Source organism: Rhizobium sp. BK312 (genome assembly GCF_014193605.1).
In the GTDB taxonomy this organism is placed as follows: Bacteria; Pseudomonadota; Alphaproteobacteria; order Rhizobiales; family Rhizobiaceae; genus Rhizobium.
In genome coordinates this window covers 111,829-134,497 of the sequence record NZ_JACHZP010000003.1, presented here as the reverse complement: position 1 = coordinate 134,497, position 22,669 = coordinate 111,829, and the positions used below count along the sequence as shown (strand labels likewise).

The 22,669-nt window shown below is 62.0% G+C and carries 19 protein-coding genes and 1 pseudogene; 5 read left to right on the top strand and 15 right to left on the bottom strand.

All coding sequences use genetic code 11. The features are described from left to right. Positions 1–234 precede the first annotated feature (234 nt). Positions 235–2,067 carry a DNA mismatch repair endonuclease MutL gene (gene mutL / locus FHT85_RS09235; RefSeq protein WP_112409963.1) on the top strand — a complete coding sequence of 611 codons (1,833 nt, stop codon included), beginning with the start codon at positions 235–237 and terminating at the stop codon, positions 2,065–2,067. 145 nt (positions 2,068–2,212) lie between these two features. Next, a complete protein-coding gene (locus tag FHT85_RS09230; RefSeq protein ID WP_015338954.1) occupies positions 2,213–2,443 on the top strand; it encodes a DUF2093 domain-containing protein in 231 nt (76 codons plus the stop codon). 29 nt (positions 2,444–2,472) lie between these two features. Here FHT85_RS09230 and lpxK read toward each other — a convergent pair whose 3' ends face one another. From lpxK to FHT85_RS09200, 6 genes are all read right to left on the bottom strand, one after another. Further along, the gene (lpxK, locus tag FHT85_RS09225; RefSeq protein WP_112409962.1) at positions 2,473–3,522 is read right to left on the bottom strand and encodes a tetraacyldisaccharide 4'-kinase; all 1,050 of its coding nucleotides are present in this window, start codon (positions 3,520–3,522) and stop codon (positions 2,473–2,475) included. Between the two features lie 84 nt (positions 3,523–3,606). Then, positions 3,607–4,338, bottom strand: a complete 732-nt coding sequence (locus FHT85_RS09220; RefSeq protein WP_112409961.1) for an HAD family hydrolase — start codon at positions 4,336–4,338, stop codon at positions 3,607–3,609. Positions 4,339–4,350: 12 nt separating this feature from the next. Continuing rightward, positions 4,351–5,670 carry a lipid IV(A) 3-deoxy-D-manno-octulosonic acid transferase gene (waaA, locus tag FHT85_RS09215; RefSeq protein WP_112409960.1) on the bottom strand — a complete coding sequence of 440 codons (1,320 nt, stop codon included), beginning with the start codon at positions 5,668–5,670 and terminating at the stop codon, positions 4,351–4,353. Positions 5,671–5,850: 180 nt separating this feature from the next. Further along, positions 5,851–6,096, bottom strand: coding sequence for a DUF4170 domain-containing protein (locus tag FHT85_RS09210; protein ID WP_015338950.1), 246 nt, complete (start codon positions 6,094–6,096; stop codon positions 5,851–5,853). A gap of 61 nt (positions 6,097–6,157) precedes the next feature. Next, on the bottom strand, positions 6,158–6,964 hold the full coding sequence (locus FHT85_RS09205) for a 3'(2'),5'-bisphosphate nucleotidase CysQ (protein ID WP_112335408.1): 807 nt from the start codon (positions 6,962–6,964) through the stop codon (positions 6,158–6,160). A gap of 26 nt (positions 6,965–6,990) precedes the next feature. Then, positions 6,991–8,343, bottom strand: a complete 1,353-nt coding sequence (locus FHT85_RS09200) for a TldD/PmbA family protein (RefSeq protein ID WP_112409959.1) — start codon at positions 8,341–8,343, stop codon at positions 6,991–6,993. Between the two features lie 150 nt (positions 8,344–8,493). Here FHT85_RS09200 and FHT85_RS09195 point away from each other — a divergent pair, with 150 nt between their 5' ends. Beyond that, positions 8,494–10,314, top strand: a complete 1,821-nt coding sequence (locus FHT85_RS09195; protein ID WP_112409958.1) for a monovalent cation:proton antiporter-2 (CPA2) family protein — start codon at positions 8,494–8,496, stop codon at positions 10,312–10,314. A gap of 49 nt (positions 10,315–10,363) precedes the next feature. On the opposite strand, the gene FHT85_RS09190 is transcribed toward FHT85_RS09195, so the two are convergent. The 3 genes and pseudogenes from FHT85_RS09190 to FHT85_RS09180 form a co-directional block, all read right to left on the bottom strand. Then, a complete protein-coding gene (locus tag FHT85_RS09190; protein WP_112335405.1) occupies positions 10,364–11,230 on the bottom strand; it encodes a patatin-like phospholipase family protein in 867 nt (288 codons plus the stop codon). 18 nt (positions 11,231–11,248) lie between these two features. Next, entirely contained in the window at positions 11,249–11,815 is a 567-nt protein-coding gene (gene rsmD, locus FHT85_RS09185; RefSeq protein WP_095434065.1) for a 16S rRNA (guanine(966)-N(2))-methyltransferase RsmD, read from the bottom strand. Next, positions 11,796–13,768 (bottom strand): annotated as a pseudogene (locus tag FHT85_RS09180) (pseudouridine synthase). Before FHT85_RS09180 ends, rsmD begins: the two are co-directional and overlap by 20 nt. Before the next feature lie 72 nt (positions 13,769–13,840). Between FHT85_RS09180 and FHT85_RS09175 the strand changes: the two are divergent. Next, positions 13,841–14,299: a nucleoside deaminase gene (locus FHT85_RS09175; protein ID WP_112335402.1), complete on the top strand. Its 459-nt coding sequence runs from the start codon at positions 13,841–13,843 to the stop codon at positions 14,297–14,299. Positions 14,300–14,335: 36 nt separating this feature from the next. On the opposite strand, the gene FHT85_RS09170 is transcribed toward FHT85_RS09175, so the two are convergent. The 6 genes from FHT85_RS09170 to FHT85_RS09145 form a co-directional block, all read right to left on the bottom strand. Beyond that, the gene (locus FHT85_RS09170) at positions 14,336–14,965 is read right to left on the bottom strand and encodes a hypothetical protein (protein WP_112335401.1); all 630 of its coding nucleotides are present in this window, start codon (positions 14,963–14,965) and stop codon (positions 14,336–14,338) included. Positions 14,966–15,099: 134 nt separating this feature from the next. Next, positions 15,100–17,982 carry an isoleucine--tRNA ligase gene (ileS, locus tag FHT85_RS09165; RefSeq protein ID WP_112409983.1) on the bottom strand — a complete coding sequence of 961 codons (2,883 nt, stop codon included), beginning with the start codon at positions 17,980–17,982 and terminating at the stop codon, positions 15,100–15,102. Positions 17,983–18,282: 300 nt separating this feature from the next. Beyond that, positions 18,283–19,758, bottom strand: a complete 1,476-nt coding sequence (gene mctP, locus FHT85_RS09160) for a monocarboxylate uptake permease MctP (RefSeq protein WP_112409956.1) — start codon at positions 19,756–19,758, stop codon at positions 18,283–18,285. Further along, on the bottom strand, positions 19,748–19,945 hold the full coding sequence (locus FHT85_RS09155; RefSeq protein ID WP_112409955.1) for a DUF3311 domain-containing protein: 198 nt from the start codon (positions 19,943–19,945) through the stop codon (positions 19,748–19,750). The genes mctP and FHT85_RS09155 overlap by 11 nt, the downstream gene beginning before the upstream one ends. A 133-nt stretch (positions 19,946–20,078) precedes the next feature. Beyond that, positions 20,079–21,062 (bottom strand): bifunctional riboflavin kinase/FAD synthetase, encoded by a 984-nt coding sequence (locus tag FHT85_RS09150; RefSeq protein ID WP_112409954.1) that lies wholly within the window; start codon positions 21,060–21,062, stop codon positions 20,079–20,081. A gap of 15 nt (positions 21,063–21,077) precedes the next feature. Continuing rightward, entirely contained in the window at positions 21,078–21,926 is an 849-nt protein-coding gene (locus FHT85_RS09145) for a TIGR01459 family HAD-type hydrolase (protein WP_112409953.1), read from the bottom strand. A gap of 425 nt (positions 21,927–22,351) precedes the next feature. Between FHT85_RS09145 and groES the strand changes: the two genes are divergently transcribed. Next, a complete protein-coding gene (groES, locus tag FHT85_RS09140) occupies positions 22,352–22,648 on the top strand; it encodes a co-chaperone GroES (RefSeq protein WP_015338933.1) in 297 nt (98 codons plus the stop codon). Positions 22,649–22,669: the final 21 nt, after the last annotated feature.

The window sequence follows — 22,669 nt, the reverse complement described above, 5'->3', positions numbered from 1 at the left end:
CAGATGGCACCTGGCTCATGAAAGTTGACGGCCACCAACCTGCCATCGAGAGCCGTCAGCATGCACGAAACGCGCCACCTGCGGTCATTTCAAGTTCTGTCTCGGCAACCTGTCATCATTCCCTTAAACATTGATTAAATTTCTCAACAAAGCACGGGCGGGAAACGAGTGGGTAAGCGCGTGCGGATCGCCTTTCCTCTTTCCACACCGGCGCGAATCCACGAGAATGCAGCCATGGCCATCAAGCAACTTTCCGAGACCCTGATCAACCAGATCGCCGCCGGCGAAGTCATCGAGCGCCCGGCAAGCGCGGCCAAGGAGCTGATCGAAAATGCGCTCGATGCTGGTGCGACCCGCATCGAGATCGCCACCGCAGGCGGCGGCAAGGCGTTGTTGAGAGTGACCGACAACGGCTCGGGCATGGAGGAAGCCGACCTCGAACTCGCGGTCCGGCGCCACTGCACCTCGAAGATTTCCGACACGTTGGAGGATATCCGTACTCTCGGTTTTCGCGGCGAGGCCCTACCCTCCATCGGCTCGGTGGCGAAGCTTTCGATTGCAAGCCGCAGAGCGGGAGCAAGCAGCGGCGCCGAGATCGCCGTTGCCGGCGGCAAGGTTCTGCATCTGCGCCCAGCGGCCGCCAATCCCGGCACGATCGTCGAGGTGCGCGACTTGTTCTTCGCGACGCCCGCGCGTCTCAAATTCCTGAAAACGGAGAAGGCGGAGGCAGCAGCGATCACCGAGGTCGTCAAGCGAATGGCGATCGCCTTTCCGCGCGTGCGCTTCGTGCTGTCGGGCAGCGACCGCTCGACGCTCGAATTTCCCGCGACCGGAGATGATCATCTCGCCCGCATGGCGCAGATACTGGGGGCCGATTTCAAGGACAATGCCATCGCGCTCGATGCGGTGCGAGAGGATGTGAGCCTCACCGGTTTTGCCGGCGTGCCGACCTTCAACCGTGGGAATTCCGCGCATCAATATGCCTTCGTCAATGGCCGGCCTGTGCAGGACAAGCTGATCCTGTCGGCAATCCGCGGTGCCTATGCGGAAACCATCCCCTCCGGCCGTTATCCTGTCGCTGTCCTTTCCTTGACGCTCGACCCCGCGCTGGTCGACGTCAACGTGCATCCGGCGAAATCCGATGTACGTTTCCGCGATCCCGGTCTCGTGCGCGGCCTGATCGTCGGTGCCATTCGCGAAGCTTTGGCGCGCGAGGGCGACCGGGCCGCCACGACAGGCGCGGACGGCATGCTGCGGGCGTTTACCGCTGGCCGCTCCGGCTTCCAATCGGGCTGGCGACCCGCGCCGGCAGCGGCTCCATGGACGGCGGAAACTTCGCCATCTCGTCCCTATGAGCGAGCAGCGGCACCGGCGAGCTACGGATTTGCCGAAAGACCGCAGGCCGCCTTCGACGGACTTGCCATGCCGACGGCTCGCGCGGAAGTCGCACCGCCGGTGGAGCCGGTACGGGCCGAGGAACCCGCTCGCTTTCCACTGGGCGCTGCCCGCGCTCAGCTGCATGAAAACTATATCGTCGCCCAGACGGAAAACGGGCTCGTCATCGTCGATCAGCACGCGGCGCATGAGCGGCTGGTGTTCGAAGCTATGCGCAAGGCCCTGCATTCGAAGCGCCTGCCCTCGCAGGTCCTGCTCATTCCTGAGATCGTCGAGCTGCCCGAAGAGGATTGCGACCGGCTGATGGTGTTTGCCGAAGAGCTCGGCGAACTCGGCCTTGCCGTCGAACGCTTCGGGCCAGGCGCGGTCGCCGTTAGGGAGACGCCGGCCATGCTCGGCGAGGTCGACGCACAGGGCCTGGTCCGGCAACTGGCCGACGAGATTGCCGAATGGGATACGGCCTTAGGCCTTGCCGCCAAGCTGGAATATGTGGCCGCGACCATGGCCTGCCACGGCTCGGTACGGTCCGGCCGGCGCCTGCGCCCGGAAGAGATGAACGCGCTTTTGCGTCAGATGGAGGCGACGCCGGGCTCCGGACAATGCAATCACGGCAGGCCGACTTATATAGAGTTGAAGCTCACAGACATCGAGCGGCTGTTCGGGCGCAGCTGACCTAAGCTATTTCCAAAAGGAACTTTTCCGCGAAATAATAGTCAGGAAAGTCACGCCCGCCGTAGCGACCTTGCGCGTCATATTTGACGCATGGCGCTGTAGTGCGGTATGGCAAACGGATGAGACAGATCAAGGACGGCATCAGATGAATCTTTTCGAGGGACATGGAAATCGCGAGGCGAAAATTCGCTACCTCGACGGCGATTTCCAAATCCTGATGCCGGGTTCTTATGTAGTCTGCGCCATGACCGGCAAGCATATTGCGCTCGATGAGCTGCGCTATTGGAGCGTTGCCCGGCAGGAACCCTATGCGGACGTCATCACCTCGCTCGAAGCCGAAAAGCGCGCCGGCGCGCTGCCCAATCAGAAGCGTTGATTTCTCTTCCTGAATAACCAGACGTGGCCCTAGGCCACTTTGCTATTGCGCTTTTCCCGCAAGCGCCGCTCTCGCGCGGCTGCAATGGCCCTGTCGATAATCAGGGCTGGGGCCTGAGGATCGTCAAAGACCATATCGATCTCGATCACCCGGCAGCGCTGCAGCAGTTCGTCGGCGCGGCCATGATGGCCGATCAGGCGCACGTAGTCCTTCGACGTGGTGACGATCTCCAGCCCTTCGCGCGCGGCTATGTCGAGCATGTCGGAAACGTCATCCTCACCGGGATGTTCGTGGTCTCCAAAGCTGCGCCGGACGGCGATCTCAGCCCCCAGCGTCTCGACCGTGCGGAAGAACTTGGCGGGATCGGCGATGCCGGCGAAGGCAAGCACCTTGCGGCCGCGCAAATCCTCCTGACCGCGCACTCTGACGCTCGCTGAAAAGAAAGGCTTCCCCGCCCTTGCCGCAAGACGCACAACGCGATCGGCGGCGGTGCCTTCACCGACTTTCAGCAGGCCGGACGCATAGAGGAGCTGTGTGCGCAGCGGTGCACGCACCGGACCGCTGGGAACCAGATGACCGTTGCCGATGCCCCTGCCTGCATCGACCACCACAAGGGCATAGTCGATCGCAATCTGCGCGCTCTGGAAGCCGTCATCCATGATGATGAGATCAGCCCCCTCGCGCACGAGCCTTTCCGCACCATCGGCACGGCGACGGGCAATGACCGTCAGCGCCTCGCGGGCAAGCAGTAGCGGTTCGTCGCCGACGGCCGTGGCATGATGATGCGAGGGATCGACAACCGTCGTGACATCGAGCGAGCCGCCATAGCCGCGGCTGAGGAACCCCGGCTTCAGCCCCTTCGCCTTCGCGGCCTGGGCGAGCGCGAGCGCCGTCGGCGTCTTGCCGGCGCCGCCGACCGTAAAATTGCCGACGCAGATGACCGGCACTGGCACGGAGGTGCGTTTGCCATGCACCATGCGATGTCCGGCGATACGGCCATACAGGAAAGAAAAGGGTGAGAGCCCCCAGGCACGCCAATCCGGCTTTCGCCACCAGAAAGGTGGGGCTTCCGATACCATGCGTCTAATCCAGCCCTATTCCTGTGCCTGCGACCAAGCGGCAAGAAAGGGCAGATTGCATGAAAAAGCAAGCCATTGCCGGGATCAGGCCGATTGCGCCACAGGCATGAGCAGGTTTTCAAGCTCGGTAATGTCGTTGAGGCAATAATCCGATGCGGCCGTCAACGTCTCGCGCGAACCGGTGCCCGTCAGCACGCCGACGGTCAGGCCGACGCCGGCGTTGTGGCCCATGTGGAGATCATGATTGTTGTCGCCGACCACAGCGACCTGTGCCGGCGAAAGGCCTGTCGCGGCGTAGAAGCCGAGTACCATGCCCGGCTCCGGCTTGGTACCGAAGCCGCTATCGTAGCCGGCGATGTAATCGATATAGTCGATGAAGCCGAAGCGGCGCGCTGTCTGGCGGATGGAGCGCTCATTGTCGCTGGAGGCAACGCCGAGCCTGTATCCGCGCTCATGCAGGCGCTGGAAGAAGGCCGCAAGATCGGTGACGGGCGAGGAGAAATCGGCCGCATGCGCAAAAAGCGCGTCGAGTTTTTCCACCAGCTCCGCGACATCCACTTTCGAGCCGGCAGCCACCAGGCCCTCGGAAATCTGCCGAGTATTACCTGCCGCAAGCAGGCTATCCGGCACGATGTGGCCTGTGATCGGGTCCATGCCGCAGGCGGAGAGAAGATGATCGGCGAGAATGGGATCGTCCTGAGCGGCGATCCTGGCAAGCTCACGATTGACCGGCAGCCAGCTCTGGTCATAGTCGAGCAACGTGCCGTCCTTGTCGAAAAGAATGCCCGCAATCGCTCCCAGCTTCGCCGCTGTCATACCCTTCCCTTCTTATCCGTTCGCCATCGTTTTCGGCATCAGCCGCGCCTTGACCGAAAGCGGATTGATATAAGGCTCCAGCCCTTTCACCGTTGCTGCCAGTGCACCACGCATTTCATGCACGGCTGCGAAGCCGGCGTCGATCATACCGCGTCGTGCCGTGTCGTTAGTGAGCAAATAATGCACGCCGCGCGCCAGCATCTCGGTATCGCGCACCATGCGGGCGCTGCCGCGGCGGGCCAGCAACTGATAGGAGTCGCGAAAATTCTGGACATGGCCGCCCGTCAGGATCGCGCAGCCGAGCATGGCGGGCTCAAGCGGGTTCTGGCCGCCTTCGTTGAATAGCGATTTGCCCATGAAGGCGACTTCCGTCATCCGCAGGTAAAGCCCCATCTCGCCGATCGTATCCCCAAGGAAGACATCGACGTCGGGCGAAAGGATGTCATTGCGGGTACGGCGCGCCACTTTCAGGCCCTGTTCGACCAGCATCGCCTCGATCGTATCGCAGCGCTCAGGATGGCGCGGCACGATGATGGTGAGCTGACCGTTATGCTCCTTGAGCATCGAATGGACGGTGGCTGCAGCACCCTCCTCGCCCTCGAAGGTGGAGACGGCTGCCCAGGTCTTGCGGTCGCCGACCTGCTTCATGTAGCCGGCAAGCGTCGGCGCATCATAGGACGGCGCGTCGGTATCCACCTTGAGATTACCTGATTTGAGAACCTGCAGTGCGCCGAGATCACGGAAGCGCTCGGCGTCGAGGTCGGACTGTGCCACGACCAGCGCCAGATTTTCGAACAGCGCCTCGGCAAGCGAGGGATGCCGGCTCCAGCGCGCGAAGGATCGATCCGACATGCGGGCGTTGACGAGGATCTGCGGAATGCGCTTGCGGCCAAGCTCCATGATCGTTGTCGGCCAGATCTCGGATTCGGCGAAAATGGCGCAATCGGGCTGCCAATAATCGAGGAACCGCTTGATGGCAGGCTTGAGATCAAGGGGAACGTATTGATGGATTACCTCGTCGCCAAGCCGCTGATGCGCGACCTTGGCAGAGGTGATTGTGCCCGTCGTCAGGATGACGTGAATGTCTCGGCGACGGATTTCTCGGATCAACGGAATGACGGCCGAGGTTTCGCCGACGCTTGCGGCATGGAACCAGATCAGCGGTCCCTGCGGGCGGTTGGCGCTGGCATAGCCTGAGCGCTCCAGCCTGCGGGAGCTATCTTCCTTGCCCTTCGCCGCGCGCACGGCGAGATAAGGCCCGATGAACGGATAAACGGCAATTCCGCCGAAACGATAGGCGCTCAAGGCAAGACGCGCCCTGAGGCTACTCATTTCGACCGCCTCCCATCCCAGCTGATCATCATCTATGCCAAATCCCGATAACCACGCGGCCGAATAAGCAGCCGAATTTTCGTTCTTATTGTGTCAAAGATACTGCTTCATGGCCGGATTTAAAGCGACAACGCTTTCCCGGATAGAGATATCAAATGCAAAATTCGGAGTAATGCGACCTCAGGATGCCGCTTTTTCCTGCGGATCAAGCAAGCGATGCAGGTGGACAATGAAATAACGCATATGGGCATTGTCGACAGTCTGCTGTGCCTTGGACTTCCACGCCACCAGCGCGCTCGCATAATCGGGATACATGCCGACGATATCGAGCTCATTGAGATTGCGGAACTGAACCTCTTCGAGGTTTTCCAATTCGCCGCCGAAGACAAGGTGCAGGAGCTGCTTTTTGCCGCTGGTATCAGTCATTTTCGTCTCTTTCTACTGTCGTCCCCCTCCGTCCTTCATCTGCGGGATTTTGACGGAAAGGTCAACCGTCTCGTCGGTTCGATAGTTGACGGAGGAACTCCGGTAATTGTGCTGCCGACGCACCGCAAAGTTCGTCATGGGATACTTCGGCGCGATTGTAGCGCAAGGTCTTGCCGGAGAGATCCACGAGAGCGCCGCCGGCTCGCTCCAGAATGAGATCGGCGGCGGCGAGATCCCAGTCGTGGGAGTTGCGTTTGACGATTGTTCCCTCAAGCCTGCCGTCCGCCACCATGGCAAGGCGGTAGGCGAGCGACGGCACGTGCTTCACCCGCTCGACCGTCTTGCGAAAATCCGGATCGAAGCCCTTCAGCATCTCCTCGCCGGTCGCAAGACGATTGATATCGTCGCCGACCCTCTGGGAAACGCTGATCGGCTCGCCGTTCTTCAAGGCCTGCCCGCCGGCCGTCGCCACAAAGAGCTCGTCCAGCGCCGGCGCATAGAGGACACCCGCCACCGGCCGGCCGTCAGTGACGACGGCAACGCTGACGCACCATAGATCCAGGCCGGAGAGAAAACCTCTGGTGCCGTCTATCGGATCGACGACGAAGACGGTCGCGTGCTTCAGACGCTCGGCGTCATCATCGGTTTCCTCGGAAAGCCAGCCATAATCGGGCCTTGCGGTACGAAGCGTAGCGGCCAGGCTTTCGTTCGCGGCAAAATCCGCGGCGCTGACCGGGGACTGGCCGTTATTCTTCCACCAGACTTCCGGCGATTGCCGGAAGAAACCGAGAGCGATTTTGCCCGCCTCGAGCGCGGCACCCACGATCAGGTCCACGTCGCTCAATTGGCCGGCCTTGCTATCGATCATTGACGAATTCCAATCTCCGCTCGTTTTTAGCGGCCCGCGAGCGTCATGCCCTCAATGGCAAGCGTCGGAGCGGCGATGCCGAAATCGCGATCGATGTCGTTCGCCGGCGTCACGCGCATGAACATGTCCTTCAGATTGGAGGCGATCGTCACCTCCGAAACCGGGAAGGTCAATTCGCCGTTCTCGATCCAGAAACCGGTGGCGCCACGGCTATACTCGCCGGTGATCATATTGACGCCCTGGCCGATGAGCTCGGTGACATAGAAGCCCGCACCGACGCTGCGGATCAGTTCCTCGGGTGAAATATCGCCGGGTTCCAGCGCGAGGTTGGTGGAAGCAGGCGATACGGACGTGCCGCCGCGCACACCGCGACCGTTGGTCTTCAGCCCGCCACCGACTTCCCGCGCCGTCGCCGTCGACAGGAACCAGGACTTCAGCACACCGTCCTCGATCATGACGAGCCGCTTGCCAGACACGCCTTCGCCGTCGAAGGGGCGCGAGGACGGGCCGCGCACGATCAGCGGATCGTCCGTGATCGAAAGGCCTGATTTCAGCACCTGTTGTCCCATCTTGTCGCGCAGGAAGCTGGTCTTGCGGGCGACGGACGCGCCATTGATGGCGCCGGCGATATGGCCGACGAAGCCGCGCGCGACACGTGGATCAAAAACGACCGTGACATTCTTGCCGGTCGGAACCTGCCGCGGATTGAGGCGTTTGACCACCCGCTCGCCGGCGCGGCGGCCGATCTCCTCAGCCGCATCGAGATCGGCAAAATAGAGACGGCTGTCGAAATCATAGTCGCGCTCCATGCCGGTGCCCTCGCCGGCAATGACGCTGACGGAGCGCCCGAAGCGCGAGCCCATATAGTGGCCGGAAAAACCATGCGAGGTGACGAGCACAAGCCCGCCCATGCCGGCCGAGGCGCCGGCGCCGGAAGAATTGGTGACGCCGGAAACGGCAAGAGCTGCCGCCTCGGTCGCAAGCGCCGCTTCGCGTAGCTGCTCCGTGGAAACCTCGGTCGGATCGAACAGTTCGAGATCGGGATAGCTCTTGGCGAGATACGCCTCATCGGCAAGGCAGGCGAAGGGATCCTCCGGCGAAACCTTGGCCATGGCGACCGCGCGCTCGGCAAGAGCATTCAGATCGAAGCCTGGATTGGCCGAAACGCTGGCGACCCGATTGCCAACGAAGACCCTCAGCGAAAAGTCGTCGCTCTCGGAGGATTCCGTGCCTTCCACCTTGCCGAGGCGTACGCTGACGGAATGGGCCCTCGATCGCACCACGACAGCATCGGCCGCATCCGCGCCGGCTTTACGGGCAAGATCGATCAACTGGCTGGCGCGGGAAAGCAGAGCGGCGGAATCGATTTCAGAGGTCATGATTTAGCCTTTCCTTCGCGTTCCATTTATTGTGCACTACATAAAGCATCAAGTGCGGCAAAGCCGATTCTTGTACTAATCCCTTCACGCATGGTTGTTTATCATGGCCAAGCGTCGCAACACCGCCTGCCCCACGGAAAGAAACAGACGATGTCCGCCCCCAATACGCTTTTCACCGAAACCCTGCTGCTGCTCGGCGGTGCCGTCGTCACGGCGCCTATCTTCAAGAAACTGGGGCTTGGCACCGTGCTCGGCTATCTCGCCGCCGGCGTCGTCATCGGGCCGATCCTCCATAGCATCGGCGACAGCGAGGCCGTGCTTGCCGTTGCCGAACTCGGCGTCGTCTTCCTGCTCTTCATCATCGGCCTGGAGTTGAAACCATCGCGTCTGTGGCAGATGCGTCGCGATATTTTCGGTCTCGGCACGGCACAAGTTGTTCTCAGCGGACTTGCACTGATGGTAGCCGCCTATTTCGGCGGCATTGCCGGCTGGAAGGGTAGCATCATCATCGGCTTCGGCCTGGCGCTTTCCTCGACTGCCTTCGCAATGCAGATCCTCGAACAGCAAGGCGACGTCAACACGAAATACGGCCAGCGCTCCTTCTCGATGCTGCTGCTACAGGATCTCGCCATCGTGCCGCTGCTGGCGCTGATCACTGTGCTCGACGGCGCGCAGGAAACCGCCAATCCCCTGCCGAGCCTGGCAATCGCCGTCGGTGCGGTGGCGGCAATGATCATCGCGGGGCGCTATCTGCTGACGCCGCTGTTTCAGGTGATCGCTCGCACCGGCGCCCGCGAGGCGATGATTGCGGCCGCCCTCTTCGTCGTCATGGGATCGGCAACGCTGATGCAGCTTGCCGGCCTTTCCATGGCGATGGGTGCCTTTCTCTCCGGCGTAATGCTGGCCGAATCCTCCTATCGGCATGAGCTGGAGGCGGATATCGAGCCCTTCCGTGGCGTGTTGCTCGCCATTTTCTTCATCGCCGTCGGCCTGTCGCTGAAACTCGACGTGATCCTCGACAACTGGGTGCTGATCGTGCTCGCTGTTCCGATGATGATGTTCATCAAGGCGATCGTGATCTATGCGCTCTGCCGCGTCACAGGCTCCCCGCATAACGATGCCGTGCGTATTGCCGGCCTCCTGCCACAAGGCGGCGAATTCGGATTCGTGCTCTTCAGCGCGGCCAGCGCCAGCGGCGGGCTCTTCTCCGCCAACACGGCATCGACGCTGATCGCCATCGTGACGCTATCAATGGCGCTGACGCCGCTGAGTTCCGCGCTGGCGAAGCGGATGGTCAAGGGAGACGCGCAGGAAGAGCTGGACGAGGATTTCGAGGGCGCAGGCTCCGACGTGCTGATGATCGGCTTTTCACGTTTCGGCCAGATTGCCGCGCAGATCCTGCTTGCCAGCGGCCGCGACGTCACCGTCATCGATTTCTCCGCCGATCGCATCCGCCAGGCATCGAGCTTCGGTTTCCGCATCTATTTCGGCGACGGCACCCGCAAGGACGTACTGCGCTCCGCCGGCATCGATCGCGCCAAGATCGTCGTCGTCAGCACGCATCTGCGCGAGGTGACCGACAAGATCGTCGAACTCGTGCAGACGGATTATCCGCACGCGCGCATCTTCGTGCGCTCCTACGACCGTATTCACTCGATCGAGCTGCGACACAAAGGCGTGGATTACGAGCTGCGCGAAACGCTGGAATCCGGTTTGCTCTTCGGCCGCCGCACCCTGGAAGCGCTTGGGGTCAGCGAGGCGGAAGCTTATGAGATCGGCGAGGATATCCGCAAACGCGACGAGCAGCGGCTCGTGCTGCAGGTCAGCGAGGGGCTGCAGGCCGGCACCGACATGCTCTACTCGCGCCCCGTCAAGCCGGAGCCGCTGGTCAAGCCGAAGCGTGCGGCCGAAACCTACAGCGATGCAGACGATCTCGTTGCCTTGCCGCAGGAGGAGCCGGAGCGGGCTTAATCTTCGTACGGTCCCGGCGGAAACACAGCCAGCGGCTACTGGCTAAATACTAATTCTTCGCTGTCATCACCCGGTCGAGGGCGAATTTCAGTTCGTCCTTGACGCCGGCCGACATGGCGAGGATATCGCGTGCCTTCAGGAAATCGAGAACGCCGGTGCGGCCGACGGCGGGGCGCAGGAAGATTTGCGGTGCCTGCAGGCGCAGCTTCAAGGCAATATTGGACTGCATTGTCAGCTGGCCAGCACCGAACAGGCTCTCGATACGGTTCGGAACCTGTCGGCCACTGCCTTCCGGCCCGCCGACGACGTCGATGCCGATGATGATATCGGCAAGCCCGGCCAGATGTTCATAAGGAACCGGATTCATGATGCCGCCGTCGATCATCACGCGGTCTCCGAGCTTGACCGGCATGAAGACGGCGGGAATGGCGGCAGAGGCGGCGAGCACAGGGAAGAGCTCGCCCTTCTCGATGACGACCTCCGCCTGGTCGTAATAATCGGTCGTGACCACCTTCAGCGGGATGTGCAGCTCGGAAAAGCTTTCCGGAATGGCCGGCGGCAGGAAGGTGCGCAGAATGCGTTCGAGATTGAACTGACCGAAGCGGATGCTGCGCATGCTGACCGGCCGCAGGCTCCAGATCTTGTTGAGAACGGCCGGACGATTGCCGACGGTTGCCAGCGTATAATCGCGGATCTCAGCGCCACTCATGCCGACGGCCATGGCCGCGCCCATGATCGAGCCGATGGAGGAACCTGCTATGGCGACGGGGCGGATACCGAGCTCGTCCAGCGCCTCGATGATGTGAATATGGGCGAGACCGCGCGCACCGCCGCAGCCGAAGGCGACTGCGACGCTCGGCGTGCCGGAAGCGGCGAGCGGATAGTCGCTGCCGACGAAATCAGCATAATCGCCCATATTGTTCTCCTTCCTCCGTCAGGCCGCCAACGGCTGGTAACGGAAGAAATGCATCTTGCTGTCACCGAAGGTTCGCTCCTCCAGAAACAGGAAATCCGACGGCGCGGCAACTGTGACATCGGCGCGCTCCTCGAGGATCGCCAGAGCGCCCGGCACCAGCCAGCCACCGGCTGCAGCGGCCGCGAAAGCCTTCTCACCCAGCCCCTTACCGTATGGCGGGTCGGCGAAGAGAAAATCGAAGGGCTCGAGATTGCCGACACTGCCGAGATCCGTCGCGTCACGGCGCAGCATACGCGTGCGGCCATGCAGGCCGAGGGCATCGATGTTTTCCCAAAGGAGACCCCTGCCCTCGACGCTGCTTTCCACGAAGAGCACATGCCGGCAGCCGCGCGAGGCTGCCTCCAGCCCGACGGCGCCGGTGCCGGCAAACACATCCATCATCCGCGTGCCGTCGATGGCTTCGGGATAGGCGTGGTTCAGAATGTTGAACAGGCTTTCGCGCGTGCGATCCGCCGTCGGACGAATGTCGTTCGACTTCGGCGTTGCAAGCGAGCGACCGCGAAACTCACCGCCGACGATCCTCACCGCGCGTCAGCCCCTGCCGCCCTTGGGACCGCCCCTGCCGGGGCCACCCCGACCGGAACCACCGCGCGGACCGCCAGACGGGCGACCTGCGCCGCTGGGCTTGCCGCCAAAGCCGCGCGAACCACCGGGTTTTCCACCCGGCTTGCTGCCAAAGGATTTGCCGCCGCCTGGCTTCTTGCCGAAGGGCTTGCCGGCCGGCCGATCGCCTTGCGGGCGATCACCGAAGGGTCGGTCACCACGGGGCGGACGATCACCAAACGGACGATCCCCCTGCGGGCGAGCGCCGCGGGGACGTTCGGAGCGCTGCTCGCCGCCGAAAGACTTGCTGCGCGGACGCTCGTCTCCCTCGGCGCGCGGACGTCGATCACCACGGGGCTTATCGCCGAAAGGCCGGTCGCCACGCGCGGGCCGATCTCCGAAGGAGCGCTCGGAGCGGGCCTCCCCCTGGAAGGATTTCCCACGAGGACGATCGCCACCCTCTGGCCGCGAACCACGTTCACCACGCGGACGATCGCCAAACGGACGATCTCCGCGGGGACGATCACCTTGCGGGCGATCGCCGCGAGGGCGCTTGCGGTCAAAACCTTCATCATCGCCACGCGACCGGCGCGGAGCTTCCTCGCTCGAACGGATCCACTCGCCATCGCCCTCGTCGACGCGGTTGATGCGAACGCGCGGGCCTTCGTCCGGACGGTCGAAGCCGCTGCGCTGCGGGCGTTCGGGCTCGCCGCGCCGGAAGGCGGTCTTTGCATTCTTGGCCGCCTTCGCGGCTGCCTTTTCGCCGAGCGGGCGGGCGCCGGGCGCCATCCAGACATTGGCGCTGCGGCGCGGGCCGAGCGGCTGGCGCTTCTGACGGTCATCGTCCTTGTGCCCAACATCGCGGCCGCCTTCGCGACGATCGTCGCGCTTGGCATCGCGTTTGGTATCGAGACGGCTGAGCGCACGTTCGCGCTTATCCTCGGGACGCTCCCGACGCGGGCGCTCTTCCTTGCCCGCGCGAACCGGGGGCGTCCGCGCCGGCTTGGCATCCGCCTCTTCGGGCTCGGCAATGGCCGGGGCGTTATAGAGCGGCGCATCGAAATTCGCCTTGGCATCTTCGACCAGGCGCGGGCCGAGCTGGTCGCGCAGCGTGCGGCCGCGCACCTCGAGCACATGGCCTTCCGGCAGCTCGCCGAGCTGGAACGGGCCATAGGAAATGCGGATCAGGCGGTTGACCTCGAGGCCGAGCGCGCCGAGCACGTTCTTGATTTCGCGGTTCTTGCCTTCGCGCAAGCCCATGGTGATCCAGACGTTGGACCCTTGCGTGCGATCGAGCGTCGCGTCGATCGAGCCATAGAGCACGCCGTCGACGGCAATGCCTTCCTTCAGCTTGTCGAGCGCTTCCTGATCGATCTCGCCATGGGCGCGCACGCGATAACGGCGCAGCCAGCCGGTGGTCGGCAATTCCAGAACACGGGCAAGGCCGCCATCATTGGTCAGCAGCAGCAAGCCTTCGGTGTTGATATCGAGGCGGCCGATCGACATAACGCGCGGCAGCTCTTCCGGCAGATTATCGAAAACGGTCGGGCGTCCCTCAGGATCGGCATTGGTGGTCACCAGGCCGGCCGGCTTATGGTAGAGCCACAGTCGCGTGCGCTCGATGCCACGTATCGGCACGCCGTCGACCTCGATCTTATCAGTCAGGGTCACGTTGACCACCGGCGTATCGAGGAGCACGCCGTTCAGCTTGACGCGGCCATCGAGGATCATGCGCTCGATATCGCGGCGCGAGGCCACACCAGCGCGCGCCATCACCTTGGAAATGCGCTCGGCCTTTCCATCCTCGACTGCGGTTTCATCCGCAGCCTTGACGGTTGCGGCCTTCGCAGGCTTCGCGCCATCGCGCTTTATCGTCTTCTTGTCGCCAGCAAAGGGTTTAGACCCAGGCCGCTTGGGCTTGTCATTCATCGTCATTTGTTGTTTGCCTGAATTTTTAACGCGTGTTCCTATCAGGTCACGCCCTTGCGGTTAAGTGGAAAAACTTGAATGGCGGCTACAAATCAATTCATGGAGCTTGCTTTGACCGAAGCGCGCCGTGCCGGAGAGCGTGGCGAAGTGCCGATCGGCGCCGCAGTCGTGCTCGACAGCAAAGTCATCGCCACTACCGGCAACCGTACCCGCGAGCTCAACGACATCACCGCCCACGCCGAAATCGTCGCCATCCGCCTGGCCTGCGAGGAATTGGGCCAGGAACGTCTTGCGGGCGCCGATCTCTATGTGACGCTGGAACCCTGCACCATGTGCGCGGCGGCCATTTCGTTCGCGCGCATCCGACGTCTCTACTATGGCGCCGAGGATCCCAAAGGCGGCGGTGTCGACAATGGCGTGCGCTTCTATCGCCAGCCTACCTGCCATCATGCGCCGGAGGTCTATTCCGGCCTCGGCGAGACCGCATCCGCCGACATCCTCAGAGGTTTCTTTCAGGCGAAACGCTCCGAAGACTGAAAAGCGGCGGTTTTGATACCGCCGCCTTGAGGGCTTTTATTGGAAAGGCTTCCACCAGCTGCTGTTGCTCGTCTGCTGCGCGGCCTCGGCGTCCTTCTTGCGCTTCTTTTCCTTCTTCGACTCGGGTGTACCGAGATCGTTGAGGGCAGCCTGGTCGGCAACCTGACGATATTGCTGCGGCGGGTCGATCAGGTAACGGCGCTGATCGATATAGCTGCCGGCCTGATCCTGGCGCGCGGCACGATAGGCTGCCGTCTGCTGTGCTTCGCTCATGTGATTCTTGGCGCTGTCAGCCTGAGCCAGCGGCGAGCGATAGTTGACGTCGTTCTTCTTCTCGTCGGCTTCCGCGGCAAGGCGCTTGCGGGCGTCTTCCGGCGATTCGAGCCAGGCCGGGTTGTCCTTGCTTGCCAGGGACTGCTGTGGAGCGGTCAGAGTGTCTTTGCTTCCGGCAACGACCAGACCGGGGCGGTTCGGATACTTCACGCCCTTGTCCTTCGGCGTTGCAGCCGAAACGGAGGCGATGTCGCCGAGGTCATCCAGGAGCTGGACGCCGGCCGTCTTGTCGGTGCCGTAAGTAGGGCTGCTAAGGCAACCGGACATGGCGCCGCAGCCAACCACAAGTGCCGCCAAGCTGACGCCGACACGAACCTTATGCATCGCTCTCATGAAAACCCTTCCCAGCCATGCCGGAATAAACGCAATAGGACCCCATTCAACGGCAACTGCCGTAAAATTCTGGCCATTTTCAGGCAGCTTTTACCGGATGAACGCCGCAAAGGCAATTCATCCGGCAATTTTCTTCAGTTGACAGCGGCAAGTTCGCGCAGTGCCGCGGCGTCACGCGCCGAGACATCCGGGTATTCCGGATCGGAGCCGACGTCGGTCGTGATGCGCCAGGACCGGGCGCACTTTCGGCCCTCCGCGAGCTTGGGCACGACACTGACCTTGGCATCGTCGTCGAGGCGGAAGGCATCCGCAGGGCCCTGCTCCCCCAGGATGGTGATATCGGAGGTGATGCAGATTTCCGAGAAGTCCTGGCCCTCGAGCACCTTCAGCAGCTCGGGGTCGGCGACGTAGACGACCGGAGCAGCTTCCAGAGAGGAGCCGATCCGCTTGTCCTTGCGCTCGATTTCCAGCGCGCCGGTGACGACGCTGCGCACAGCGCGGATCTTCTTCCACTTCTCGGCCAGCGCCTCGTTCTTCCACTCGACGGGAATGGTGACGAACTGCTCGAGGTGAACAGAGACTGCCGACGGATTGCGCGAGAGCCATGCCTCTTCCGTGGTGAAGGGCAGCATCGGCGCCAGCCACGTCACCATGCAGTCGAAGATCGAGCGGATGACGGCAAGCGAGGCGCGGCGGCGCAAGCTCGACGGCGCATCGCAGTAAAGCGCATCCTTGCGGACGTCGAAGTAGAAGGCCGAAAGCTCGACATTGGCGAAATCGATCAGAGCGCGGGCGATGCGCTTGAAGTCGAAGGCATCGTAGCTTTCGCGCACCAGTTCATCGAGTTCGGCGAGACGGTGCAGCATCAGCTGCTCCAGCTCCGGCATGTCGGCATAGGGGATGACTTCGCCCTTGTCGTGCGCCAGCGTGCCGAGCATCCAGCGGATGGTGTTGCGCAGCTTGCGATAGGCATCGACATTGGTCTGGATGATGGCCTTGCCGACGCGCAGATCTTCCGAATAGTCCGACGTCATGACCCAAAGGCGGAGGATGTCGGCGCCCGCATCCTTCATCACCTCTTGCGGCGAAGTGACGTTGCCCTTGGATTTCGACATCTTCTCGCCCTTCTCATCCATGGTGAAGCCATGGGTGAGGACGGCATCGTATGGCGCACGGCCACGCGTCGCGGCACTTTCGAGCAGCGACGAATGGAACCAGCCGCGATGCTGGTCGGAGCCTTCGAGATAGAGGTCAGCCGGCCATTTCAGGTCCGGGCGGTCTTCCAGCGTGAAGGTGTGGGTCGAACCGGAATCGAACCAGACATCAAGGATATCCATGACCTGCGTCCAGGCCTCGTTGGCCTTTTCGCCGAGGAAGCGTTCACGCGCACCTTCGGCAAACCAGGCATCGGCGCCTTCCTGCTCGAAAGCCTCGAGGATACGGGCGTTCACACGATCGTCCTGCAGGATGTTGCCCTGCTCGTCGACGAAGATCGCGATCGGCACGCCCCAGGCGCGCTGGCGCGACAGCACCCAATCAGGGCGCTGCTCGATCATGGCGCGCAGGCGGTTCTGGCCTGCAGCCGGCACGAAACGGGTGTCGTCGATCGCCTTCAGGGCGCGCGAACGCAGCGTCGAACCGTCGGCAAAGTCCTTGTCCATATAGACGAACCATTGCGGCGTGTTGCGGAAGATGACCGGCTTCTTGGAGCGCCAGGAGTGCGGATAGGAATGCTTCAGCCTGCCGCGCGCAAACAGCGTGTTCGTCTCGATCAGCGCCTTGATGACGAGGTCGTTGGCATTGCCCTTCTTGCCGTTGTCGTCCATGACACGGCCACCTTCGAAGCCCGGGGCATCGGCGGTGTAGAAGCCCGCGTCGTCGACAGGGAACGGGATGGCGGAGGAAATCCCGCGCTTTTCAAGATCGCGGGCATGCGACGTCCAGGCGTCAAAGTCTTCGCGGCCGTGGCTGGGCGCCGTGTGCACGAAGCCGGTGCCGGCATCATCGGTGACGTGATCGCCATCGAGCAGCGGCACCTTGAAGCCGTAGCCGAGAGAGGCGAGCGGATGAGCACAGGTGAGTGCGGCCAGGTCGGCGGCGGTCACGTCGCTCACGCGCTTGTATTGCAGCTTTGCCTTGGCGAAGGATTCCTCGGCGAGCTTGTCGGCGAAAACAAGCTTTTCGCCGGGGCGTGGGCCGAAATCATTGGCAGCTTCCGTGACCTCATAGAGTCCGTAGGACACGCGCGAGGAGTATGCGATTGCGCGATTGCCGGGGATCGTCCAGGGGGTGGTCGTCCAGATGACCACAAAGGCGCCGGCGAGATGCGCCGGGCCTTCAGCCACCGGGAACTTTACCCAGATCATGTCGCTCTCGACATCGGCATATTCGACTTCGGCTTCGGCGAGCGCAGTACGCTCGACCACCGACCACATGACCGGTTTGGAGCCACGATAAAGCTGACCGGTACGGGCGATCTTCAAAAGCTCGCCGGCGATGCGGGATTCCGCATGGAAGTTCATGGTCAGATAGGGATTGTCGAAATCGCCCGTGATGCCGAGGCGCTTGAACTCCTCGGACTGGATCTTGATCCAGCCAGCGGCAAAGTCGCGGCATTCCTGGCGAAACTCGTTCACCGGGACCTCGTCCTTGTTCTTGCCCTTCTCGCGGTATTTCTCCTCGATCTTCCATTCGATCGGCAGGCCGTGGCAGTCCCAGCCCGGAACGTAATTGCTGTCATAGCCGCGCATCTGGAACGAGCGGGTGATGACGTCCTTGAGGATCTTGTTCAGCGCATGGCCGATGTGGATGTGGCCATTGGCATAGGGCGGGCCATCATGCAGCACGAACTTTTCGCGGCCAGCGGCGGAAGAGCGTAGCTTCTTATAGAGGTTCATCTCCTCCCAACGCTTCACCAGTTCCGGCTCCTTCTGCGGCAGCCCGGCGCGCATCGGGAAATCGGTTTCCGGCAGGTAAAGGGTCTTGGAGTAATCCATCTTTTCAGCGGTATCGGTCATAGTCGTGACAATTGCCTCGGTGTCTCGGGCGTCTTGCGCCTCAACTGGCGCAGCCATACGGGGATTTTTCGGCGGCGGAAAGCGCCTCGTGAACGAGACGCCAAAAACCCGGACCTTCCGGCAGCTTAAAGCGCGCGGAAGGCCGGGCCAATAATTCGTATCGCGTGGCTCAGCCGAAATTGGGTCATGGTCGCCGGTTCATAGGCGTTTTTTCCAGGGAAAGGAAGAGGAAACAGTTGCGGCAATCCATAGAAAAGCCGCGGACGTTTCCGCCCGCGGCCAATTTGAGGGTCTATCTAATTAGGCTCGTGCTGCTGCCCGTGCCGGCACGACCGCATTGACGATAACGGCCACGACGATATTGGCGAGAAGCGCCAGCAGCCCCGTATAGACGGTGAAGCCGGTTTCGCCGAGCGGAACCATGTGCAGCGGCTTCCAGCCGGCATCCCATACGAGATAGGTGCCGCCAAAGAAGCCGACGAACCAGCCGGCGAGCAGAGCGGGTGCACGAAACCACTTGGTATAGAGACCGAAGACCAGAGCCGGCAGCGTCTGCAGGATCCAGATGCCGCCCAAAAGCTGGAGATCGAGCGCGAACTGCGTCGGCAGGAAAATGATGACGAGAAGCGCGCCGACCTTGACGACAAGCGATGTCATCTTGGCGACCTTCGCCTCGCCAGCATCGGAAACCTGCGGATCAATGTAAGCCTTCCAGAAGTTGCGGGTGAAGAGGTTGGCAGCGCCAATGCTCATCACGGCCGCGGGAACGAGCGCGCCGATGGCGATAGCCGCGAAGGCGAAGCCAGCAAACCAACTCGAGAACAAGGTCTGGAACAGTGCAGGCACCACGTCATTGGCGCTGTCCAGCTTCAGATTTGCCGCATGGCCCATATAGCCGAGCAGCGCCAAGAGACCGAGCAGCAGCGTGTAGGCCGGCAGCAGCACCGCATTCTTGCGGATGGTATTGCCGCTGTTGGACGCGAAGATGCCGGTCAGCGTATGCGGGTACATGAAGGCCGCCAGAGCCGAGCCGAGCGCCAACGTCGCATAGGCGACGTACTGGTTGCCGCCGAGCAGCAGACTACCCGCCCCCTTGGCTTTGAAATCCGCATCGGCCGCGGCAAAGACATTCGCATAGCCACCGAGTTTCGCCGGAATGAGCGCGATGGCCGCGATCACCACGATGTAGATCATGATGTCCTTGACGAAGGCGATCAGCGCCGGAGCGCGAAGGCCGGCCGAATAGGTATAGAGCGCCAGGATGATGAAGGCGACGGCGAGCGGCAGTTCACCATGAAGTCCGAGCGCCTTGAATACCGCCGTCATACCGACGAGCTGCAGGGCGATATAGGGCATCGTCGCGATAACGCCCGTCAGAGCGACTGCCAGTTCCAGCGCCCGCGAGCCATATTGGCCGTGTACGATATCGCCGGCCGTGACGTAACCATGATCCTTCGCACGCCTCCAGAGAAGCGGCATGACCATGAAGACGAACGGATAGACGACGATCGTATAGGGCAGCGCGAAGAAGCCATAGGCGCCGACCGTGTAGACCAGCGCCGGGACGGCGATCACGGTGTAAGCGGTGTAGAAATCGCCGCCGACCAGGAACCAGGTGATCCAGGTCCCGAAGGTGCGGCCGCCGAGGCCCCATTCGTCGATATGAGCAAGGGTCTTCGGCCTACGCCAGCGGGCAGCTACAAAGCCCATGACGGTGACGAGCGCCAAAAAGAAGATGAAGACGGCAAGCGCAGTCGGATCGATATCAGTTATCATGGCGCATGCTCCGATAGGCGATCCAGGTCAGAATAGCGGTGATTGGCACCCACGCCAGCTGATACCAGTAGAAGAAAGGGAAACCCAACAGCACAGGATCGTGGCTGTTGTAGAAGGGGACCCAAAGCAAACCAATATAGGGAATAACGAGCAGCCAGCAGGCCGCCGTCCCGAAACGTTTATCCATCTCGTGCGCCTTTCGGAAAATGGGCGCGGCGACTCGCACCCGGCTATATGAGCATTGCAACATCCTTCCCACCCGCTCAAGGCAAAAAGATATTGCAGCGCCGCAATCCCCGCGCGCAATTCGGCGAGTAAAATCAGCTGAAAGCGATGACCCGGTCGAGTTCGCTGAGCGGCTGGACACCGGCGAGCAGCGCGCGTGCCTCGTCCTCATCCTTGCGGATCTGCGCGACCAGCGGATCGAGACCGTCGAACTTCAGTTCGGGGCGGAGATAACCGAAGAAGGAGACCGAACAGATCTGGCCATAGAGATCGCCGCTGAAATCGAAAACGAAGGTTTCCAGCAGCGGCGCCCCGTTGTCCGTTACCGTCGGACGCCGGCCGTAACTGGCGACGCCATCGCGGATGGTGCCATCGGCCGTTCGAAAGCGAACCGCATAGATGCCTGCCCTCAGCGATGTCTCGGGTGGCAGCTGCATGTTTGCCGTAGGGAAGCCGAGCGTGCGACCGAGCTTTTCGCCACCGATGACAGGCGCCTGAACGGTATAGCGATAGCCGAGCAGACCGGCGGCTTGGGCAACGTCGCCGTCCGCGAGCAGCGTACGAATGCGGCTCGACGAGATGACCTCCGTGTTTTCGTCGCGGAAGGCATCGATCAACGTCACGCCGAAGCCGTTGTGACTGCCGGCATTCATGAGGAAGGCGGGGCCTCCCTGACGATCATGGCCGAAATGAAAATCGAAGCCGGTGACGACTTCCGATGCGTGCAGCCAGTCGATCAGGATCGAATGCACGAATTCATCCGCCGAGCGCTGCGAGAAAGTGCGATCGAAAGGATATTCGATAACGGCGTTGAAGCCGAGCGCTTCCAGCAGCAGCGCTCGCAAAGGCGCAGGCGTCAGGCGGAACACGGGTTGATCGGGCTTGAAGACCGTGCGCGGATGCGGCTCGAAAGTCAGCACCAGAGCCGGAATGCCGCGCTCTCTGGCGATCTCCAGTGCGCGCGTCAGCACCGATTGATGGCCGCGGTGCACGCCGTCGAAATTGCCGATGGCGACCACGCCGCCCTTCAAGGCATCGGGAAGCGGCTCGCGGGTTTCGTTGCGGTGGAAAACGGTCATCGACTGCCACCCTCCTCAGACAAGGCGCGGCATCCACCACTTCGGCGAGGCCTGTTCGCGCGCCAGGAAGGCGCCGAGAGCGGCCTCATCCGTATGCCCCTCGACGACATATTCGCGGGCGTGGATGCCATGGCTGATATAAAGAAGATCGAGGCCGTAATCGAGTGCGCCGCGCACGTCGGTCGGCATGCCATCACCGATTGCCACCACGCGCGACAGCGGAAATTCGCTCTTGACCTCGCGGGCGGCCGCGATCGCTGCATCGTAGATCGGCTGGTGCGGCTTGCCGGCGATGCGCGTCTGGCCGCCGAGCCGCTCGTAATAGGCGGCCATGGCGCCGGCGCAGGGGATCATGCGATGGCCGCGCTCGACCACCAGATCCGGGTTGGCACAGATCAGCGGTACGTGGCGGGCCGCCCAGGCCGTCAGCATCTCGGTATAATCGTCAGGCGTTTCGGTCTCGTCATCGAAGAAGCCGGTGCAGACGATGCTTTCCGCTTCGCCGGCATCGACCCGCTGAACGTCAAGACCTTCGAGGATACCAATGTCGCGCTCCGGACCGAGCAGAAACACCTTCTTCGGTCCCTCGGCAATCAGCTTGCGGGTGACATCGCCCGAGGTGATGATGCGATCGTAGACGCTGTCGGGAACACCGATCGCACGCAGCTGCTCGACGACCTTCAGAGCAACGCGCGGAGAGTTGGTGATGAGGACGACCGCAAGGCCTTCGTCGCGGGCGGCTTCGAGCGCGATGGAGGCTTCCTTGTAGGCCGTGACGCCGTTATGGAGCACGCCCCAGACATCGCAGAGCGCAACATCATAAAGTCCGCCGATGTCGCGAAAGCTCTCGATCCGTTTGCCCATGCCGTCCTCGCATCAAATAAATCACGGGCTGACATCGCAAACCGGCCGGCAAATTACAAGAGCGCCATGCAAGGTTTTTGCGTCGCACAAGGCCTGAGCAGCAGGCGTGGGCAAGGTCGGCGAGCGGCAAGATTGCGCAGCGGAAGCAACGGGATGACGCTCTGGAAAAGGCTTGACCTGACCCTGTCTTCACGAGGGCAAAATGAGAGAACCTTTGCAACTACATGCTACGCGGCTTCGCCATGGGCGTTAATCATCCTCAAAACAAGCCGAGGCGCGCCGCAAAAAATTCACAGTGCTGTCCTTGACTCGTCCGGAAGCCACCCCTAAATCACGGTCGCTAGCACTCTCTGAGGATGAGTGCTAACAAAATCCATACGGATCCCCGCTGATCCGTGAATGTCATTTGATCGAGGGATTAGACAATGGCAAGCACCAATTTCCGCCCCCTTCATGACCGCGTCGTCGTTCGTCGCGTCGAGTCGGAAGAAAAGACCAAGGGTGGGATCATCATTCCCGACACCGCCAAGGAAAAGCCGCAGGAAGGCGAAATCGTCGCCGTCGGTTCCGGCGCTCGTGATGAGGCCGGCAAGGTCGTAGCACTCGACGTCAAGGTTGGCGATCGCGTTCTGTTCGGCAAGTGGTCGGGCACTGAAGTCAAGCTCAACGGCGAAGACCTTCTGATCATGAAGGAAGCCGACATCATGGGCATCATCGGCTAATTGGCCGGTTCCCTTTTCCGA

What these genes read in the sequence shown, in the direction of transcription:
- mutL (WP_112409963.1), top strand. Translation starts at nt 235, where the DNA reads ATGGCCATCAAGCAACTTTCCGAGACCCTGATCAACCAGATCGCCGCC.
- FHT85_RS09230 (WP_015338954.1), top strand. Translation starts at nt 2,213, where the DNA reads ATGAATCTTTTCGAGGGACATGGAAATCGCGAGGCGAAAATTCGCTAC.
- lpxK (WP_112409962.1), bottom strand. Translation starts at nt 3,522, where the DNA reads ATGGTATCGGAAGCCCCACCTTTCTGGTGGCGAAAGCCGGATTGGCGT.
- FHT85_RS09220 (WP_112409961.1), bottom strand. Translation starts at nt 4,338, where the DNA reads ATGACAGCGGCGAAGCTGGGAGCGATTGCGGGCATTCTTTTCGACAAG.
- waaA (WP_112409960.1), bottom strand. Translation starts at nt 5,670, where the DNA reads ATGAGTAGCCTCAGGGCGCGTCTTGCCTTGAGCGCCTATCGTTTCGGC.
- FHT85_RS09210 (WP_015338950.1), bottom strand. Translation starts at nt 6,096, where the DNA reads ATGACTGATACCAGCGGCAAAAAGCAGCTCCTGCACCTTGTCTTCGGC.
- FHT85_RS09205 (WP_112335408.1), bottom strand. Translation starts at nt 6,964, where the DNA reads ATGATCGATAGCAAGGCCGGCCAATTGAGCGACGTGGACCTGATCGTG.
- FHT85_RS09200 (WP_112409959.1), bottom strand. Translation starts at nt 8,343, where the DNA reads ATGACCTCTGAAATCGATTCCGCCGCTCTGCTTTCCCGCGCCAGCCAG.
- FHT85_RS09195 (WP_112409958.1), top strand. Translation starts at nt 8,494, where the DNA reads ATGTCCGCCCCCAATACGCTTTTCACCGAAACCCTGCTGCTGCTCGGC.
- FHT85_RS09190 (WP_112335405.1), bottom strand. Translation starts at nt 11,230, where the DNA reads ATGGGCGATTATGCTGATTTCGTCGGCAGCGACTATCCGCTCGCCGCT.
- FHT85_RS09175 (WP_112335402.1), top strand. Translation starts at nt 13,841, where the DNA reads ATGGCGGCTACAAATCAATTCATGGAGCTTGCTTTGACCGAAGCGCGC.
- FHT85_RS09170 (WP_112335401.1), bottom strand. Translation starts at nt 14,965, where the DNA reads ATGAGAGCGATGCATAAGGTTCGTGTCGGCGTCAGCTTGGCGGCACTT.
- ileS (WP_112409983.1), bottom strand. Translation starts at nt 17,982, where the DNA reads ATGACCGATACCGCTGAAAAGATGGATTACTCCAAGACCCTTTACCTG.
- mctP (WP_112409956.1), bottom strand. Translation starts at nt 19,758, where the DNA reads ATGATAACTGATATCGATCCGACTGCGCTTGCCGTCTTCATCTTCTTT.
- FHT85_RS09155 (WP_112409955.1), bottom strand. Translation starts at nt 19,945, where the DNA reads ATGGATAAACGTTTCGGGACGGCGGCCTGCTGGCTGCTCGTTATTCCC.
- FHT85_RS09150 (WP_112409954.1), bottom strand. Translation starts at nt 21,062, where the DNA reads ATGACCGTTTTCCACCGCAACGAAACCCGCGAGCCGCTTCCCGATGCC.
- FHT85_RS09145 (WP_112409953.1), bottom strand. Translation starts at nt 21,926, where the DNA reads ATGGGCAAACGGATCGAGAGCTTTCGCGACATCGGCGGACTTTATGAT.
- groES (WP_015338933.1), top strand. Translation starts at nt 22,352, where the DNA reads ATGGCAAGCACCAATTTCCGCCCCCTTCATGACCGCGTCGTCGTTCGT.